Source organism: Clostridium sp. (assembly GCF_030532265.1).
In the GTDB taxonomy this organism is placed as follows: Bacteria; Bacillota; Clostridia; order Clostridiales; family Clostridiaceae; genus Clostridium.
On record NZ_JAUNLM010000022.1, the window covers coordinates 1 to 18,555 of the forward strand.

Consider the following 18,555-nt stretch of genomic DNA (forward strand, 5'->3'; position numbering starts at 1 on the left):
TAACTAAAAAGGACTTAACTCAATGGTTCTTAAAAATTACTGATTACGCTGACGAGTTACTTGAAAAACTTGATGGACTTAACTGGCCAGAAAAAACTGTAGCTATGCAAAAACACTGGATTGGTAAATCAACTGGTGCTGAAGTTACATTTAAAGTTAAAGATAGTGATTTATCATTTAACGTATTTACTACAAGAGTTGATACATTAAATGGAGTTTCATATGTTGTTTTAGCTCCTGAAAATGAATTAGTTAACAAGTTAGTTACTGATGAAAACAAAGAAGCTGTTGAAAAATACAAAGAAGAAGCTATAAAGCAATCAGATATAGAAAGACAATCAAGTACAAAAGAAAAGTCTGGAGTATTTACTGGTGCTTATGCTATAAATCCTATAAACGGAAAAGAAGTTCCAATATGGGTAGCTGATTATGTACTTGCAAGCTATGGTACAGGTGCTGTTATGGCAGTTCCAGCTCATGATGAAAGAGATTTTGCTTTTGCAACTAAGTTTAATCTTCCAATAAACAGAGTTATAGCTCCAAAGGATGGCTTAGAAGTAGAACTTCCATACTGCGAGCATGGAATATTAGTTAACTCAGGTGAATTTGATGGATTAACTACAAAAGAAGCTAAAGTTAAAATAGTTGAAAAACTAGCTGAATCTAATGAAGGAAGTCAAAAAGTTAACTTTAGATTAAGAGACTGGCTTGTATCAAGACAAAGATACTGGGGAGCTCCAATTCCAATGATTTATTGTGAAAAATGTGGAACAGTTCCAGTACCTGAAAAAGACCTTCCAGTTCAATTACCATATGATGTTGAATTTGCACCAGATGGTAAATCACCACTTGCTAAGTGTGAGGAATTTGTAAATACAACTTGTCCTTGCTGTGGTGGAAAAGCAAAAAGAGAAGTTGATACTTTAGATACATTTGTTTGTTCATCATGGTATTACTTAAGATACCCAGATAACAAAAATGAAAAAGAACCTTTCAATAAAGAACTTATAGATAAAATGCTTCCTGTTGATATGTATGTTGGAGGACCAGAGCATGCTTGTATGCACCTTCTATATGCAAGATTTATAACAAAAGCATTAAGAGATATGGGATACTTAAACTTTGATGAACCATTCACTTCATTAGTTCACCAAGGATTAATTTTAGGACCAGATGGACTTAAAATGAGTAAATCAAAAGGAAATACAATTTCACCAGATGATTATATTAAAGAATATGGTGCTGATGTATTTAGAATGTACTTAATGTTTGGTTTTGCTTATACTGAAGGTGGAGCTTGGAGTGATGACGGAATTAAATCTGTTGCAAGATTTGTAGATAGAATCGAAAGAAACTTAGAAACTGCACTAGAAGCTATAAATGGAGACCAAACTAAAGATACAGTTGATAAGGCTGAAAAAGAACTTAACTTCTGGTTAAACACTGCAATTAAAGGTGTTACTGAAGACGGAGAAAAAATGCAATTTAATACTGCAATTGCAAGAATGATGGAATTTATAAATGCCCTATCAAAATACAACAAAGAACAAGTTAAAAATACTAAGTTCTTAAAAGAAGTATGCGAAAGCTTTATAAAAATTCTAGCACCATTTGCACCTCACTTTGCTGAAGAACAATGGAGCAAGTTCTCTAATACTACTTCAGTATTTAACGAAGCTTGGCCAAAATTTGACCCGAGTGCATTAGTTAAAGATGAAGTTGAAATAGCTGTTCAAATTAACGGAAAAGTAAGAGCTAAAGTTGTTATTCCAAATGGAGCAGATGATGAAACTATAAAAGCTGCTGTTTTAGCTGATGAAAATGTAATTAAAAATACAGAAGGTAAAAACATAATTAAAATTATAGTTATAAAAGGAAAATTAGTTAATATAGTTGTTAAGTAATTTAATAAAAAGAGATTATCTATTATTTTAGATAATCTCTTTTTTAATTTCATATGTATTATAATATATTTATTTTAATTAGACTTCTGTCTTATCTTCCTTAACTGGCTCTGCACCCCTATTTCCTTCATAAGCATTTATGTACATTTGTTTTATTTCGCTCATAAGTGGATATCTTGGATTTGCTCCAGTACATTGGTCATCAAATGCTTGCTCAACCATTTCATCTAAAGTAGCATAGAATTTATCCTCTGAAACTCCAGCTTCTTTTATTGATTTTGGCATTCCAACTGTATCATTTAAATCATCAATAGCCTTTAATAAACTTTCAACTTTTTCATCATCATTATCTCCTGGAAGTCCAAGATAAGCTGCTACCCTTGCATATCTCCACTTAGCATTTGGATATTTATATTGTGGAAATGCTGCTTGTTTTCTTGGTGCATCCTCTGCATTAAACTTAATTACTTCTTTTATTAATAAAGCATTTGCCATTCCATGTGGTATATGATGGAATGCTCCAAGCTTATGAGCCATTGAGTGACAAACTCCTAAGAAAGCATTTGCAAAGGCCATACCTGCCATTGATGCTGCATGAGCCATTTTCTCTCTTGCTTTTATATTTTCTGAACCATTTAAATATGAAACTGGAAGATATTTAAACACTAATCTTATTGCTTCAAGTGCTAATCCATTTGTATATTCAGAAGCTAATACTGATACATAAGCTTCTAATGCATGAACTAATACATCAATTCCTGATGCCGCTGTAAGACCTTTTGGCATACTCATCATAAGTGCTGCATCAACAATAGCCATATTTGGTGTTAATTCATAATCAGCAAGTGGATATTTAACACCTGTTTCTTCATCTGTTATAACAGCAAATGGTGTAACTTCTGAACCTGTACCTGCTGATGTTGGAATTGAAACCATCATAGCTTTTTTTCCAAGCTCAGGGAATTTAAATACCCTCTTTCTTATATCCATAAATCTCATTGCAAGTTCATCAAATTTAACATCTGGATGTTCATAAAGAACCCACATTATTTTTGCTGCATCCATTGGTGATCCACCACCAACTGCAATTATTACATCAGGATTAAATGAAAGCATTTCTTTTGCTCCATTTTTTGCAGCTCCAAGTGTAGGGTCTGGCTCAACATCTGTAAATACTTTAAATTCTATATCACATTCTTCTAATATTTCTCTAATTTCATCTGTATATCCAAGATCAAATAAAACTTTATCTGTTACGATAAATGCTTTCTTCTTGCCCATTTCACATAATTCTTTAAGAGCAACTGGAAGACATCCATACTTAAAGTAAGTTTTTTCTGGAACTCTAAACCAAAGCATATTTTCTCTCCTCTCAGCTACACTCTTAATATTTAATAAATGCTTAGGACCAACATTTTCTGCAACTGAGTTTCCACCCCATGAACCACAACCAAGGGTTAAAGATGGTGCTAGTTTAAAATTAAATATATCTCCAATAGCTCCTTGTGATGATGGCATATTAACTAAAGTTCTTGCTGTCTTCATTGTTGTTCCAAACTTATCAATTCTATCTCTTGATTTAACTTGATCTGTATAAAGTACTGATGTATGGCCATATCCACCAAGTTCTATAAGTCTTGATGCTTTCTTTAAAGCCTCATCAAAAGTTTTTGCTCTATACATTCCAAGTATTGGTGATAGTTTTTCATGTGAAAATGGTTCGTCAAGTTCAACTGATTTTACTTCTCCAATTAAAACTTTAGCATCCTTTGGAACTTTAACCCCAGCCATCTTTGCAATCTTATATGCTGATTGACCAACTATGGCTGCATTTAATCCGCCCTTTTCATTTAAAATAACTTTTCTTACTTGATCACACTCTCTATCATTTAAAAGATAAGCTCCTCTATCCATAAGCTCACTTCTAACTTCATTATAAACTTCATCTAAAACTATAATACTTTGCTCTGATGCACATATAACACCATTATCAAACGTTTTTGAAAGTAATATAGAGTTAACAGCCATCTTAATATGTGCTGTTTCATCAATTATAGCTGGAGTATTTCCAGCACCAACACCTATTGCTGGCTTTCCTGATGAATAAGCTGCTTTAACCATAGCAGGTCCACCAGTTGCTAGTATAATATCTGCTTCTTGCATAACCTTTTGAGAAAGTTCAACTGATGGCTCATCAATCCAACCAATTATACCTTCTGGAGCTCCTGCCTTAACAGCTGCATCTAATATTATTTTAGCAGCCTTAATTGTTGCATTTTTAGCTCTTGGATGAGGTGATATAATTATTGCATTTCTTGTCTTTAAAGATATTAAAGCTTTAAAAATTGCAGTTGAAGTTGGATTAGTAGTTGGAACAATTGCTGCAACTACGCCAATTGGTTCAGCTACTTTTGTAATTCCAAAAGTTTTATCCCTCTCTATAATTCCACAAGTTTTCATATCTTTATATTGATTATAAATATATTCAGATGCAAAATGATTTTTAATTACCTTATCTTCTATTATTCCCATTCCGCTCTCTTTAACAGCTATTCTTGAAAGCTCAATTCTAGCATTATTAGCTGCCATTGCAGCTGCTCTAAAAATATCATCTACTTGTTCTTGAGTGTATGTTTGAAACTTTTTTTGAGCAGCTCTAAGCTGTTCCATCTTTTTAGATAATTCCTCTGAATTAGTGACCTTCATAATAATTCCTCCTAAGCTTTATTTAATAAGCCTTATTACACTTTAGTAGTTTTAGAATTATTATGATAATTTATTCATTTTTTACTTATTTTAAATATTTGCTTTTATAATAAATTTATTTATAAAATAGATTATGTTTTAACTTAGAATTATTTTATATTAAATTAAGTTGACTTATAGTATAATTTTTACTTATTAAGCTCTTCTTTAAATTCCTCTAAAATTTTAGATACAAGAGACCCATTTAGTTGCTTATACCATTTTAAGTAACCAGATTCCTGAAGTGAAACAAAGATATGTTTGCTTAAATCCATCCAAAGTTCTGGAATATAAACCCATACTATTTCTTCATATCTACAACTTAATAAGAAATGTTCTACTCCCCAAAAGACATAATCAGTTATTTTATGTGCTTTCATAAAATGCTTATAATCTTCAACAACTTTTTCTGTTAATTTGTATTCATATATATCAACATAAAAATAATCAAATGTTTCTCCTTTTACTTTAAAAGCATCTTCATTAATTATTTTTATTTTTTCATTCTCTCCAAAATTATTTAAATAAAGATCTATAATATCTTTTTCAAGTTCATATACTATTATTTCTTTAACTTCTTTTCTCTTTGCCATTTCTTGAACAGTAAAACCAAGTCCAAGTCCAACAACTCCAACTCTTCCATGAGCATTTTTTATAATACCATAAGTACTTTCAACTTCTCTAAAATCTAATCTCATCCAATAATTATTTTTACCTACAAGTTCAAAGAAATCTAACTCTATACCTTGTTCATTTTCATAAAGATATCCTTCTGTACTTTTAAAAGGGCCCTTAAGCTTTACTATTTTATGTTCATTTATTTCTTTCTCTTTTAACTTGTCATTATATTCTTTAATTTTTTCTACTACAAATTTTTTTACATATGGTTTCACTAAAAACCATCCTTTCTACATTTAATACTATTTCCTTACTTAATAATAAATTCGCCTTAAAACTTAGTATACCTTTATTTTTTAAAATTTACATAATTTTTTTAATTCTGACTGGTTTACTTTGAATTAAATTGTGTTATAATAATTATAAGTTCAAAATTTAATTTTAATTATAAGGATTGGTGAAATATATGAAAAACATAACAATAAGCGATGCAGCTTACAATGAATTTAAAGAATTTTTAGATGAAAATAAAGTTGAAAATTATAATATAAGAATAAACTTAGCTGGAATGGCTTGTAGTGGTCCAGTATTCAACATTACTGTTGATGAAGCTAACGATAATGATGTTGTTGAAGCAGTAAATGAAGTAAACTTCATTATGGAAAAATCATTAATCGATGAATTTGGTGGATTTATCTTACTTGCATCAGAAGAAAATAACGGAAACGGATTAAGCTTAAAACCAGTAATCGCTCCAGAAGGTGGTTGCGGTTCATGTGGTGGTGGATGTCACTAATTCACACAAAAAGGATGTCTTAATTAAGACATCCTTTTATTTTTATTATTTACAAAATTTCATTAATTTATTATTTTTGTTTTAACTACTTCTTTTGTAAAATCATAGTCTGTATAATTTTCATTTATTTGATTTATTTTATTTAGCATATCAATCCAACATTTATCTTTTACAGCTTTTTCTTCTTTTTCTTTACCATCTAATCCACTTAAATTTTTATCATTAAATTCATGATAAAACATTTTAGTTTTCTCAGATAAACTCTTCATTACTTGGAAATCTTGAAGTTCTTTTCCTGAAAGCTTTAATTCATTTTCCTCTGTATTCATTATATTACTTAAACTATTTTCTAAATAATTTTCTATTCTTGAATATACTTCATTTTGTAATATAGAACTTGTATCTATTTTCTTCTTAGAAAACACTCCTGAATAATTAGAGCTATAATAATTATAATCATCCCAAAGTTCAATTAGACATTCAGATAAAGCTCCATAATTTTTATATAATAATAATACTTCTTCATTGCTAATCTTTTTTATTTCAGTAGCCTTGTTTAATATATTATATATTTTATCATTACTAACTTTTATACTTACTATGTTCTTGTATGAATTCATTCCTACTCTATGTTCATATCTACTATTATTTAAATACATAATTATATTGAATACAAAACTTACAAACACTATTAATACAAGTAACGTTAAATACTTATTGTGCTTTTTTAACTTATGCATGTTAACACCCCTTATAAATTAATATTAACATAAAGTACACATTTTTTCTATTAACTTAACAAATTTAAAATATTTATAACCTTATATAATATATAATCCTATTTAATTCTATTAATATTAATTTAATCATATAAATTTACACAACTATAATTTATATAAAAATTACCTTGCCCAATCATGAATAACTCCTCTAATCATTTGAAGGGCAGCATCTCCACTTTCTGATTTTTTTATTGTTTTATTGATATGCTTTATAGTTCCAAAAGGTTTTTTTAATGAAAGATTAGAGTCCCCTGTTATTACCCATATAACATTTTTTATATTTGGCTTTATAGTAAGTTCTGCCTCACCTTCACCATCAGTAAAATAAATTAAAACTCTATCTTGTAATCTATTATCTTTTATATATTCAAAAACCTTTGAAAATTTAGTTGCTCCATTTTTTTTACTTCTCTCTTTAATATCTTTTGGAGTTTTTATATCATATACTCTTCTTATTTCATCATCACATTCTATAACCTTTATTTTATCCACTCTACTTCTTGTTATAGAAAGTATTTCAATCATTATTTTATGTACTTCCTCATCACTCATACTTGCACTTATATCTATTGCAACAATAACTTCTGGAATAGAATCACGTAAAACACCTCTAAGGTCTACCCTATTTGGCTGTCTCCTATCTCTTCTAACTATAGTTTTCTTATATCCACTCTTTACTATTGGAAGTAATCTTTTTAAAGTATTTTGCCAATCAATTTCTTCTTTTTCTTTATATCCTTTAATAATATCTAATATACTTTTTGGAGTATCACCTTTAGCTGAACTTATGGCAGTCTTTTTTGTAAGTTCTTTTACTCTTTCATTATCCATCTCAATATTTTCCCAAATATCATGAGCTGTTTCACTATCATATTCTCTTTTTACTTTATCGCTATCTTTTTTAGATTTATTTTTATCTATTCTTTTCTTAATAGCCTTATCTATTTCTTTTGCATAATATTCTAATGGTTTATCTTCTTTAAGTTCAATATTATATTCCATAGCTACTGCTTGAAGTCTTTTGCATTCCATAGGAAGATGCTTTATAAATTGATTTATTGATATATCCATAGCAACACTTACAGCTTCTTTGCTATAAGTATTTTTAAGCTCTTTTTCTCTCTCATAATGATTAAACATTATATGATATATTTCATGTTTAAAAAGGGCTCCCATTTCTCTTTTTGTATTATTTAAAAATAATATTGGATTAAAAAACATTTTAAATCCATTTAATGTAGGAGTTGTAGCAAGTGGCCAAGATATATCAAGCTTTATATCTCTATCAATTTTAAGCATAAAATTACCAAAAAAGCTGTCTTCCTCTTCAATTTCATTTATTATTATTTTTTCTATTAAACTGAAAAATTCTCTTTTAAACTTACTTGAAACATCATTTATATTTTGAAATTCAAGAGCTTCTTTTAAAAGTAAATTTCTCTTATCCTCAAAACTTGTAGCCATATCCTTCCTCCTACTAATATACTTTTTAACGTAACATAACCTTAAGCATAAATATCAAAAAATGCTTCTAAAAACTCATCTGTATCAAGAAGAGCTTCATAAACTCTTTTACTTCCTTCATGCTTTATTTCTTTCATTATTCCAAGTCTTAAATCTCTTGGGTAACATCTTAAAACTTCTCCAAATATAGAAACTTCACTATTAAACTCATCTAATCCTTCTAAATATAACAAACTACTTTTAGCTAATATATATAGTCTTGAACTATTTTCACTAAATATTCTTTCTTTAATATTTTCAGGTAAAATATCAAACTTAAATATTTCTTCTGGTTTAAGCATAGGTTTTTTCTTATTTTTTATAAAACTTGCAAAATCAGTTGATATATTAACTCCTAAATTACCTTTAACTGTACTTAAAAATACATCAAAAGAATATCTTTCCTTATTATTTTTATAAACTTTATAAGCTTTAGAAACTCTCTCATAACTTCTTGGAGTAGCTTTAATACTTTCATTTGAGTTTGGAGTATTTAAATATTCCGGGAATGTACTTATAAATTCAATAATATCCTCATCAATATTTCCATCTTTGCTCATAGCCCATTTAATCCACTCTTTAACATCAACTTCCATATCAAGCCATACAAATCTATCTTCTTGAGCTGGGTCCATATCAACAACTGCATATTCACTATCTCTGTAATTATCATATTTATTTGATGGATTCATAGCTGCAATTATTTTAACTTCTTCTGGAAGGTTATATCCATTTATTTCTCTATTTAATATTAAGTTCATAAGCTCTTGTTGAACAGCATGCTCACATCTGTTAAGTTCATCAATAAATAACAATACATTTCTTCCATTTTCTATAATCTCTGAAACTTTAGAAAGCTTATCATAAGTTGCATACACTGTTCTGCCTCGTACAACAGTTGGAAGTCCACCTATTTCCCCTTCCTTTAAAAGATTTGCATCTATTGTAATTAAAACATAATTATTTCTTTTTGCTATTTCTCTTGCAAGTGCAGTCTTTCCTATTCCACTTTCTCCAATAATAAGTGGAACATCATTTGAAGACATAACTAACTCTGCTGCACTTAAAGTATCTGAATATCTCATTTTGTCTACCTCCCTAAAGCTTACAATCCACTAAAAGTTTTTTAGTTTCTTTATCTCCGTATTCTCTTATGAAAGAAACCTTATCCATTTCTAATATTTCTAAATCCAAGAAGTTTTTCATATACTCCCTTGTCATTTCACCTTTATCTAATTTTTCAATTAATACATCAACAACAAGTTCTGGATCTATACTTTCATAAAGATACTTAACAACATTTATATTATCCTCTATAAAAAGCTTCATTTCATCGTAAGAATATCCAGCTATATAATTAATAGCTTCCTCATCTTTAATTACAGAAAGTCTTTTTACTTTAAGAGTTGGCTTTTCTATAAATCTTATTGCTCCCCAATAGTTTAATACTGCTGCCTCTTGAACTTCTTCTGAAGGATTTTTAATATATTTTATTGCATCATAATCCTTGTTTACAGCTAATAGCTTAAGTTCTTCTGAAGGATTCTCTACATATTGAATTGCCCATCCTTTTGACTTAACTGCTTCTTCAATAATTTTTTCATTTGGATTTTTTATATACTTTAATGAATTCCATAAAGCTCTTACAGATGAAATAGCAACTTCCTCATCTAAATTATCAATATGCTCTATTGATAAAGGGTCACTTTTAACAGCAAGTCTTTGAAGTTCAACACTTGGGTTTTTCATAAATTTAATCATCATTCCATTACCTTTAAGAGCTGCCTTTTTCATATCCTCTGTTGGATTTTCAATTTCAGCTATTCTTGTAGGATTTTGTTCTATCATTTTTATTATTTCTTTTTCATTTAAATTAACGTCCTTCACTATAACACCTCTTAAATAATATATAATAAAGTTTTCTATAACACTTTTTAAAACTAATATTTATATTATATTTTTATATAATACCTTTTTAAAAATACAGTAATAAACTTCAAATTCAACTTAATTATTATATAATAATAATTATCATTTATAAATTATATCATTTCTTACTATTATACTCAACATTAAATCAAAAAATAAATATAAAACTAATAGAATTATAATCATATATTTAAAACATAAAAAAGCTAGATACTTAAACTTTAAGCATCTAGCACTATTTTCAAATTATATTTAAAATTAATCTTTATATTTATCTATTTCCCTTTTTATAAGACATAGAAGATCATTAAGTTCCCAAACATCTCCATCTTCTATTAATTTATTTAACGATTTTTCGTATCTACTTGCCTCAGGTATTTTTCCTAAAGATATTAAAACTAATATGTTATTCATAATATCTGATATTATTCCTGATTTAACCTCAAATAATTTTTGAGCATCTTTAATCTCATCTTTTATCTCAAGCATTTCTTCATCAAGCTTAAATGCAGCATCTGCAGCACTCTTAAGCTTCCTTTTCAGTTCAACTGGAATTTGCTGCTTGTACTTATAGTTTAATGAATGTTCTATAGTTGCCCAAAAGTTCATAGCAAGGGTTCTTATTTGAAATTCTGCCAAAATATCAACTGGTCCTTCTGCCATATTTACAGTATACTTAATTATCATATGGTAGCTTCTATATCCACTTGATTTTACCCCTCTTACATAGTCCTTCTCATAAAGAACCTGCATATCATTTCTTCCCCTTAAAAGCTCAACAACCCTGTCTATATCATCAACAAACTGACACATAACTCTTATACCAGCTATGTCTTCCATTTCATATCTTATTCTATCAACAGGAATCCCAAATTTATTGGCTTTTTCTAATATACTTGCAACTTCCTTAACTCTACCAGTTACAAATTCAATTGGAGAATATTCTTTCTTTTTTCTGTATTCTTTTCTTATACTTTTTAGTTTAACTTTTAGTTCGTCTACTGCCTGATCATAAGGCACTAAAAAACTCTTCCAATCATTTATAGCCATTTAAATAACCCACCTATTCCTTATTACTACACTATATTATACCAAAATTTAAACTTTATGTGATATACCATTTATAATTAAAATTATGTTAACTAATAAAAAATCTTAAATAGTATATCTATTATAAATTTAAAACCTAATTAAGAGCTAAAAATAAAATTTTAGCCCTTTTACAAAAATCAACTATTCTTTTATAAGCTTAGGATTAAAATCAATAAAATCAGCTGCTGTCATTATATATTCTACTCCATGGAAATCTCCCTCTAAAACTCTATTTAAACACTTTCCATGAAGATGCCCATATATAACCTTCTCAACACCATATTCCTTACATATTTCAGTAAACTGGGAAGGTTCAAACTTTTCATTTGTTGGAGGATAATGAAGCATAACAATAAATTTATTAAATCCCTTTTTCTTAGCTTCATCTAATGAAAGTCTAAGCCTTATACCTTCTCTTAAATATATTTTTTCATCATGTGCTGTAAATCTATCTGTCCCTGGGCATATCCATCCCCTAGTTCCACATATAGCATATTCTCCATATTCATAAAAATTATTTTGAAGAAATTTAGTATTCTCAAACATTTTATTTAACTTACTAATACTTCCCCACCAATAATCATGATTTCCTTTTGAAATTATTTTTCTACCTGGAAGATTATTTATCCATTTAAGGTCTTCTTCACTTTCATCTGATTTCATTGCCCAAGATATGTCTCCTGCAATTAAAACAGTATCATCTTCTGTTATTTTAGATAACCAATTTACTCTTATTTTTTCATGATGGTCTCTCCAATGTTCTCCAAATATATCCATTGGCTTATCCCCACTTAAAGCTAAGTGTAAATCTGATATAGCATATAAAGCCATGTCTTAAAATCACCTTTCCATATCTATATTTGTATATAAACAATCAATATTATTAATATATTCTATATAAAACTAAAATTAAAGAAATATTAATTAATGTATAAATTAAACATAATAATTAATAACTATATTAATATTCTTTCATCATTTTATAAGCTAATAAACATTATATCATCATATACTTATTTTTTTCCAATGAGTTTAAAAATATATAAAAAAATAGGGCTCTAATGTACTTAGAAACCCTATCTTTATATTAATTTATTTTGTGGTTTACATCATTAACATTTATAATTGTTAAGCCTTTAGGAAGTCTTAATTTAACAGTTCCTCTGTTTCCATTAAAGTTTCTATTTTCTGTTCCAACATTAATTTTTTCTTGTAACTTATCATTATAAAATGCTTTGTCAACTTCCTTAATATTTTCACACCTAACTTCTTTTATAAATGATATTATACTTCCTAAAATAACTATACCAAAGGGCAGCGCCATTACAATAGTTGCGGTTTGAATCATATCAAATCCTCCTGCAAATAAAAATGCTATTGTAAGTAAACTTTGAGTAACTCCTATAATAATTTTTCTTGAATTTTTTGGTGCTAATATTCCATCACTTGCAATTACAGATAAAACATAAGTCGCTGAATCTGCTGATGTTATAAAGAATGTAAATAACAAGACAACTGCTATTATACTCAATAAAAGTCCAACACCACTAAATTCATTTAATATTACAAAAAGTGCTGTTTCTGTTTTTTGTACTGCTCTATGTGCAACATCTAATGGTGCAGAAATACCAAGTGTTCCAAATACTAAAAACCAAAGCATACAAAATCCAGCTGGTACTAATAGTACCCCTTTAATAAACTCTTTTATTGTTCTTCCTTTTGAAACTCTAGCTATAAAAATAGCAACAAATGGTGCCCAAGCAATCCACCAAGCCCAATAAAATATAGTCCACTTAGAATACCAATCCCCTTTTGCAAATAAATTAAACTTATCAACAGTTATTGCTTGTACATATTGTCCAATACTTACAGTAAAATTATTAAATAAATCTATCTTTGGAACTATAAGAAATACTCCTAAGAAAAATACTACAGCAACACCTAAATTTAAATTTGATAATATTTTTATTCCTTTTTTAACTCCTGTTGTTGCTGATATTAAGAAAAGAACTGTTATTATAGCAATAATAAAAATTTGGACAGTTTTTGTTTCAGGCACTCCAAACAAATAATTAAGTCCACTATTTATTTGTAAAGTTCCCATTCCAAGAGAAGTAATTATACCCGCTATTGTTACGAAAATAGTTAATATATCAACAGTTTTTCCAATAGGTCCTCTAGCTCTTTTCTCTCCTATTAAAGGAATTAAAACTGAACTTAGAAGAATTGGTTTACCCTTTCTAAAATGCATATATCCAATTATAAGAGCAAGTAATGCATAACAAGCCCAAGCTGATATTCCCCAATGTAAAAAAGATTTTCTAAAAGCAAAAGCTGCAGCTTCTTTTGTTGCGGCTTCAGCTCCAACTGGATTTAAATAATGGGTTAAAGGCTCTGCAACTCCCCAGAAAACAAGTCCAATTCCAATCCCTGCACTAAAAAGCATTGCAAACCAAGAAATATTTGAAAACTCTGGTTTTGAATCATCATCTCCAAGCTTTATATTTTTATATTTACTAAATAATAAATAAATACTAAATACAAAGAAGAAGGCCATTAAAGCCATAAAATACCACGAGAAATTTTCCGTTGTAAATTTATATGCTTTATCAAAGAATGTTTTAAAATTATCAGTAAAAATTCCTCCCCATATAAGAACTACTAAAGATATAATTATAGTTAAATAATAAGTTATATTATTTTTTATATTTTGAATTACACTTTTCATTGTAACACCCTTTCTTTTGACAACTCTTTTTTATTTTTAAAGTTGTCAGTATTGTTAAAAATTTTTTATCTCTCATTGATACCACGTTATTAAATCAAAATCAAAATCAAAATGATAAGTTTATTCTAAATAATAAGTTGTCACTTTATTTATTTTTTTATTTTTAATAACCTAATATCATATATAAATTAATGCAAAATTTAATACTTCATTAATTTATATTATTCATCTAACAACTTTATAATAACATATAAGTTTTCAAATTTCAAATAATGTATACTTATCACGTTTAAATTCTTCCCTAATATCTATTAAGTTCATTACATTTATGGTACAATTAATCACTGATAGGGGTGATTCAATATGGCAAGAAAAGCATCAACTCCAGCATATTTAAAGATAGCAATTGATGTTGCTTCTAGAATAGTAAACGGTGGTTTTTTAGAAGGTGAAAAACTTTCAGGACGTTCTACTTTAGTAAGTATATATAATGTTTCTCCTGAAACAATTCGTCGGGCAATAGCACTATTAAGAGATATGAATGTTGTTGAAGTTGAAGAAAAAAGTGGTATTAGAATATGTAGTAAAGATAATGCCTTAAAATTTTTAGAACAATTTAAAACTAAAAGTGAATTTACTAATTTAAAAGAAGAAATTTACGATTTACTTGATGAAAAGAAAAATCTTGAAAAAAATTTAGAAAATAAAATCCAAAATTTAATAGAATTTGCAACACAACTTAGAAATGTTGGACTTATAGTCCCTTATGAAAGTATAGTTCAACCTAATAGCTTAATGATAGGTAAAAATTTAGGTGAACTTAATTTTTGGCATAATACTGGTGCAACAATAGTTGGTATAAAAAGAGATGACCACTTATTTCTTTCACCTGGTCCATACTTTAATATACTTGAAAAGGATATAATAGTTTATGTTGGTGAAAATGACGTTGTAAATAAAGTAAAAAATTACATAACATCAATAGATTAAAAAAACCTTGATAGCGTGCTACCAAGGTTTTTATAGTTTAAACTTATATAATTAACTAAAAACAATTTAAACTTTTAATTTTTATATAAATATTTTATTCTGCTATAAGCTTATAGAATTTCTTTTTACCTCTTTTAATTAATGCTCCATCATCTTTTAAATCTTCTTCAGTAAGAAGTCTCATAAAGTCAGTAACCTTTTCTTCGTTTATTGTAAGACCACCTTGCTTTATTATTCTCTTACCTTCAGCTTTTGATGGGAATATTTTAACATCAACTAATGCATCTATTAAGCTTTTACCTATAAATTCTTTCTTTATAACTTCTGTTGGAACATTAGTCATATCATTTCCACCTGCAAAAAGAGCTTGTGATGCTTCTTCAGCTTTTTTAGCTTCTTCTTCTCCATGAACTAATTTAGTTACTTCAAAAGCAAGAACTTTTTTAGCTTCATTAATTGCTGCACCTTCAAGACTGCTAAGTTCTTTTATTCTATCCATTGGTACAAAAGTTAAAAGTTTTAAGCATTTTTCAACATCTGCATCTGCTACGTTTCTCCAATATTGATAGAAATCAAATGGTGAACATTTCTCTGGATCAAGCCATAAAGCTCCTCCAACAGTTTTACCCATTTTTTCACCTTGGCTGTTAGTTAAAAGTGCACAAGTCATTGCAAATACATTATCTCTTGATTTTTTTCTAACTAAATCAACACCAGCAATCATATTTGACCATTGGTCGTCTCCACCAAGTTCCATCTTACATCCGTATTTTTTATTTAACACATAGAAGTCATATCCTTGCATTAACATATAGTTAAATTCTAAGAATGAAAGACCATTTTCAGTTGCAAGTCTCTTTTTAAAACACTCTGCTGAAAGCATTTTATTTACTGTAAAATGAGCTCCAACTTCTCTTAAGAAATCAATGTAATTTAAGTCTAATAACCAATCTCCATTATTTACAATAAGAGCTTTATCATCTGTAAAATCAATAAATCTTTCCATTTGTTTCTTTATTGAGTCAACATTATGTTGAATTTGCTCTTTTGTAAGCATTTTTCTCATATCAGTTTTACCACTTGGGTCTCCAACCATTGCAGTTCCACCACCAAGTAAAGCTATTGGTCTATGTCCTGCCTTTTGCATATGAGCCATAAACATCATTGCTATAAAATGTCCAACGTGTAAACTATCAGCTGTTGGATCAAATCCTATATAGAAAGTTATTTTCTCTTTTTCTAATAATTCTCTTGTTTCAGCTTCATGAGTAAATTGCTTTATATAACCACGTTCTAATAATTCGTCTAATACACTAGCCATCTTAAATTCCTCCAAATCCATATACTAAATGCCTAATAAATAGTATATATTTAATATGTAAATTTTGCAATTAAAAAGGCACCTTATTATAAAATTTTAAGCATACTTTAACTTAAATAATACTTTAGTATAATTTAAATAAATTAATTTTAAATATTATAAAAAAGTTTGTCATTTAATATTCAATTAGAATAAATATAAAAGGACTGTAATTTTATACAGTCCTTGCTTTTATTATTTTAAAAATTTTTTAATTTATAATTATCTTGATTTATACCCCATGCTAATATACTCAAGTGTATTTCAAAACCTAAAAACAAATTTTAATCTAACTAAAAAACAAAATTTAAATTATTAAAGTAATTGTTTTCAACGAAAATATTTTTATAATTTTTAATCTTTTAACTTACTTTTTAAATATTTATCTTTTAAGCAGCATCACATATATACTCTTTTAAGAAGCTTGGAACATTCTCCTCTGAATCAATATTAATAAATAAATTTATATTATATTGTTTTGTAAGTGATCTTAATTTATTAAATAAATAGTAGGTATCATTGATGTCACAAGAAACTATACTTAAAAACTCATCTATATATATATTTTCAACATCATAATTTGCAGATATCATTCCGCAAAGAAATCCATAAAATCCATTACAATCAGATATTTTGAACTCTTCCATAGATACAAATCTTATCTTCCAATTTAAACTGCTTCTGTGTTTAGTATTTTTATCTATATATACTGAGTCTCCTTTAGCTTTATCTATATAGTTATTTGCAAGCTCAATTAATTTCTTAGTCTTTCCTGAACCTCTTCTGTTACAAAATACTCTAATCATTAGGACCACTCCTTATTTTTAGTTATATTACATTATATTCATAACTTTTAAATTAATCCTAACTTTAATAAATTTTATTTTATATTATTTGGTAATACTACACTAAAGCAATTTTCCTCACTTGAATTTATAAATTTAACTTTATTCTCTTTAAAAACTTCCTTTATTCTTGATAGTCCATTTCCATTATTTAAAAATCTTTTTTTACTATCTATTGTTATTAACTTTTCATAAATCCACATATTTCTTTTTCCACGTAGCTTTACAATATCTTTATCAATAAAGTCCCCAGGACTTGTAATTGTTATTTTATCATCATCTATTACAACTTCTATAAACTTATTAATATCTGTATATTCTCTATAAAGTATTGCATTTTTTATTGCTTCAAAAACTGCAATTTTAGGATAACTTTTATCCAAAATATTATTTAATTCCTTTTCAGCCTTGTCCACCATAGTAATTAAACTACCTTGTATTATTTTACTGTAGTTTCCTTTTACAATTTTTATAATATTATTTGGTATACATAAGCTATTAACTTCTGAAAATACCAAAAGGCCTCCATAGGTACATCTGTATTCATTTAATTCACTTACATAATTTATTATTCCTGATGCCTCTAATAATGCTATTTTATTTTTATCATTAATATTTATTCCTTTTTGTAAAAAATAACTCTCTATTAAAGAATCATCTAACATGTTTATATTACTTCTAATAACACTCGTAGTTTCAACTGTTAACTCCATATTATCTTCAAATGCAGATATAAGCTCACTTCTTCGCATAACATCAGTTGTAGATCCCCTTCTTATATAAAAAATACCATGCTCTTTAACTTGATGTGGTTTTTCACTACTATCACATATAGTAATTACAGCAACTTTTTTCTTTTCTATCCTAAAAAACTCTACTAATAAAGGTATTGGAGGTTCAGTTCTTGATGATATTATTTGCTGAATTTGCTCCTCTGAAAACATATCATCTTTCCTTATACCTTCTACACGCTTACTTTTATCTCTAATTCCAACTATTATATAACCTCTACCACCTTTTGAATTAGCAATAGCACAAATATCTTTTACAAATTCCTTTTTCCCACTTTCTGACCATAGGTCTAACTTCAATTTAAAATCTAATTTTTGCCCCTCATCTTTTTGAATTAAGGAGTGTAACTTTTTAATATCCACTAGCTCTTTCCCCTTTTTATATAAAGTGTTTCTCTATATATAATACTACTCTATTTAAAGCATTGCTCCAAATTGTATAATTAAAAATTATTATTCAAATTAAATATAT

At 27.8% G+C, this 18,555-nt stretch carries 15 protein-coding genes; 3 read left to right on the top strand and 12 right to left on the bottom strand.

Features of this window, described 5'->3' with window-relative positions; genetic code table 11:
• A partial coding sequence (gene leuS, locus Q4E08_RS06515) for a leucine--tRNA ligase (protein ID WP_303129499.1) occupies positions 1-1,904 on the top strand: 1,904 nt, incomplete at its 5' end.
• A gap of 78 nt (positions 1,905-1,982) precedes the next feature.
• Here leuS and adhE read toward each other — a convergent pair.
• Both adhE and Q4E08_RS06525 read right to left on the bottom strand, forming a co-directional pair.
• A complete protein-coding gene (gene adhE / locus Q4E08_RS06520; RefSeq protein ID WP_303129500.1) occupies positions 1,983-4,610 on the bottom strand; it encodes a bifunctional acetaldehyde-CoA/alcohol dehydrogenase in 2,628 nt (875 codons plus the stop codon).
• Between the two features lie 188 nt (positions 4,611-4,798).
• Positions 4,799-5,542, bottom strand: coding sequence for a hypothetical protein (locus tag Q4E08_RS06525; RefSeq protein WP_303129501.1), 744 nt, complete (start codon positions 5,540-5,542; stop codon positions 4,799-4,801).
• A 191-nt stretch (positions 5,543-5,733) separates the two neighbouring features.
• Here Q4E08_RS06525 and Q4E08_RS06530 point away from each other — a divergent pair, with 191 nt between their 5' ends.
• On the top strand, positions 5,734-6,063 hold the full coding sequence (locus Q4E08_RS06530) for a HesB-like protein (protein ID WP_303129502.1): 330 nt from the start codon (positions 5,734-5,736) through the stop codon (positions 6,061-6,063).
• Between the two features lie 62 nt (positions 6,064-6,125).
• Here the strand turns inward: Q4E08_RS06530 and Q4E08_RS06535 are convergent, their stop codons facing one another.
• From Q4E08_RS06535 to Q4E08_RS06565, 7 genes are all read right to left on the bottom strand, one after another.
• Positions 6,126-6,803: a hypothetical protein gene (locus Q4E08_RS06535; RefSeq protein WP_303129503.1), complete on the bottom strand. Its 678-nt coding sequence runs from the start codon at positions 6,801-6,803 to the stop codon at positions 6,126-6,128.
• 162 nt (positions 6,804-6,965) lie between these two features.
• Positions 6,966-8,309 (bottom strand): VWA-like domain-containing protein, encoded by a 1,344-nt coding sequence (locus Q4E08_RS06540; RefSeq protein ID WP_303129504.1) that lies wholly within the window; start codon positions 8,307-8,309, stop codon positions 6,966-6,968.
• A gap of 41 nt (positions 8,310-8,350) precedes the next feature.
• Entirely contained in the window at positions 8,351-9,433 is a 1,083-nt protein-coding gene (locus tag Q4E08_RS06545; RefSeq protein ID WP_303129505.1) for an AAA family ATPase, read from the bottom strand.
• 13 nt (positions 9,434-9,446) lie between these two features.
• Positions 9,447-10,196, bottom strand: coding sequence for a hypothetical protein (locus tag Q4E08_RS06550; RefSeq protein ID WP_303129525.1), 750 nt, complete (start codon positions 10,194-10,196; stop codon positions 9,447-9,449).
• Positions 10,197-10,535: 339 nt separating this feature from the next.
• Positions 10,536-11,327 (bottom strand): GTP pyrophosphokinase family protein, encoded by a 792-nt coding sequence (locus Q4E08_RS06555; RefSeq protein WP_303129506.1) that lies wholly within the window; start codon positions 11,325-11,327, stop codon positions 10,536-10,538.
• 183 nt (positions 11,328-11,510) lie between these two features.
• Positions 11,511-12,200 carry a metallophosphoesterase gene (locus tag Q4E08_RS06560; RefSeq protein ID WP_303129507.1) on the bottom strand — a complete coding sequence of 230 codons (690 nt, stop codon included), beginning with the start codon at positions 12,198-12,200 and terminating at the stop codon, positions 11,511-11,513.
• A gap of 256 nt (positions 12,201-12,456) precedes the next feature.
• A complete protein-coding gene (locus Q4E08_RS06565) occupies positions 12,457-14,097 on the bottom strand; it encodes a BCCT family transporter (RefSeq protein ID WP_303129508.1) in 1,641 nt (546 codons plus the stop codon).
• A gap of 363 nt (positions 14,098-14,460) precedes the next feature.
• Between Q4E08_RS06565 and Q4E08_RS06570 the strand changes: the two genes are divergently transcribed.
• Entirely contained in the window at positions 14,461-15,087 is a 627-nt protein-coding gene (locus tag Q4E08_RS06570) for a TrkA C-terminal domain-containing protein (protein WP_303129509.1), read from the top strand.
• 94 nt (positions 15,088-15,181) lie between these two features.
• Here Q4E08_RS06570 and tyrS read toward each other — a convergent pair whose 3' ends face one another.
• From tyrS to Q4E08_RS06585, 3 genes are all read right to left on the bottom strand, one after another.
• Positions 15,182-16,408 (bottom strand): tyrosine--tRNA ligase, encoded by a 1,227-nt coding sequence (gene tyrS / locus Q4E08_RS06575; RefSeq protein WP_303129510.1) that lies wholly within the window; start codon positions 16,406-16,408, stop codon positions 15,182-15,184.
• Between the two features lie 428 nt (positions 16,409-16,836).
• A complete protein-coding gene (locus Q4E08_RS06580) occupies positions 16,837-17,253 on the bottom strand; it encodes a hypothetical protein (protein ID WP_303129511.1) in 417 nt (138 codons plus the stop codon).
• Positions 17,254-17,327: 74 nt separating this feature from the next.
• Positions 17,328-18,446 (bottom strand): helix-turn-helix domain-containing protein, encoded by a 1,119-nt coding sequence (locus Q4E08_RS06585; protein WP_303129512.1) that lies wholly within the window; start codon positions 18,444-18,446, stop codon positions 17,328-17,330.
• Positions 18,447-18,555: the final 109 nt, after the last annotated feature.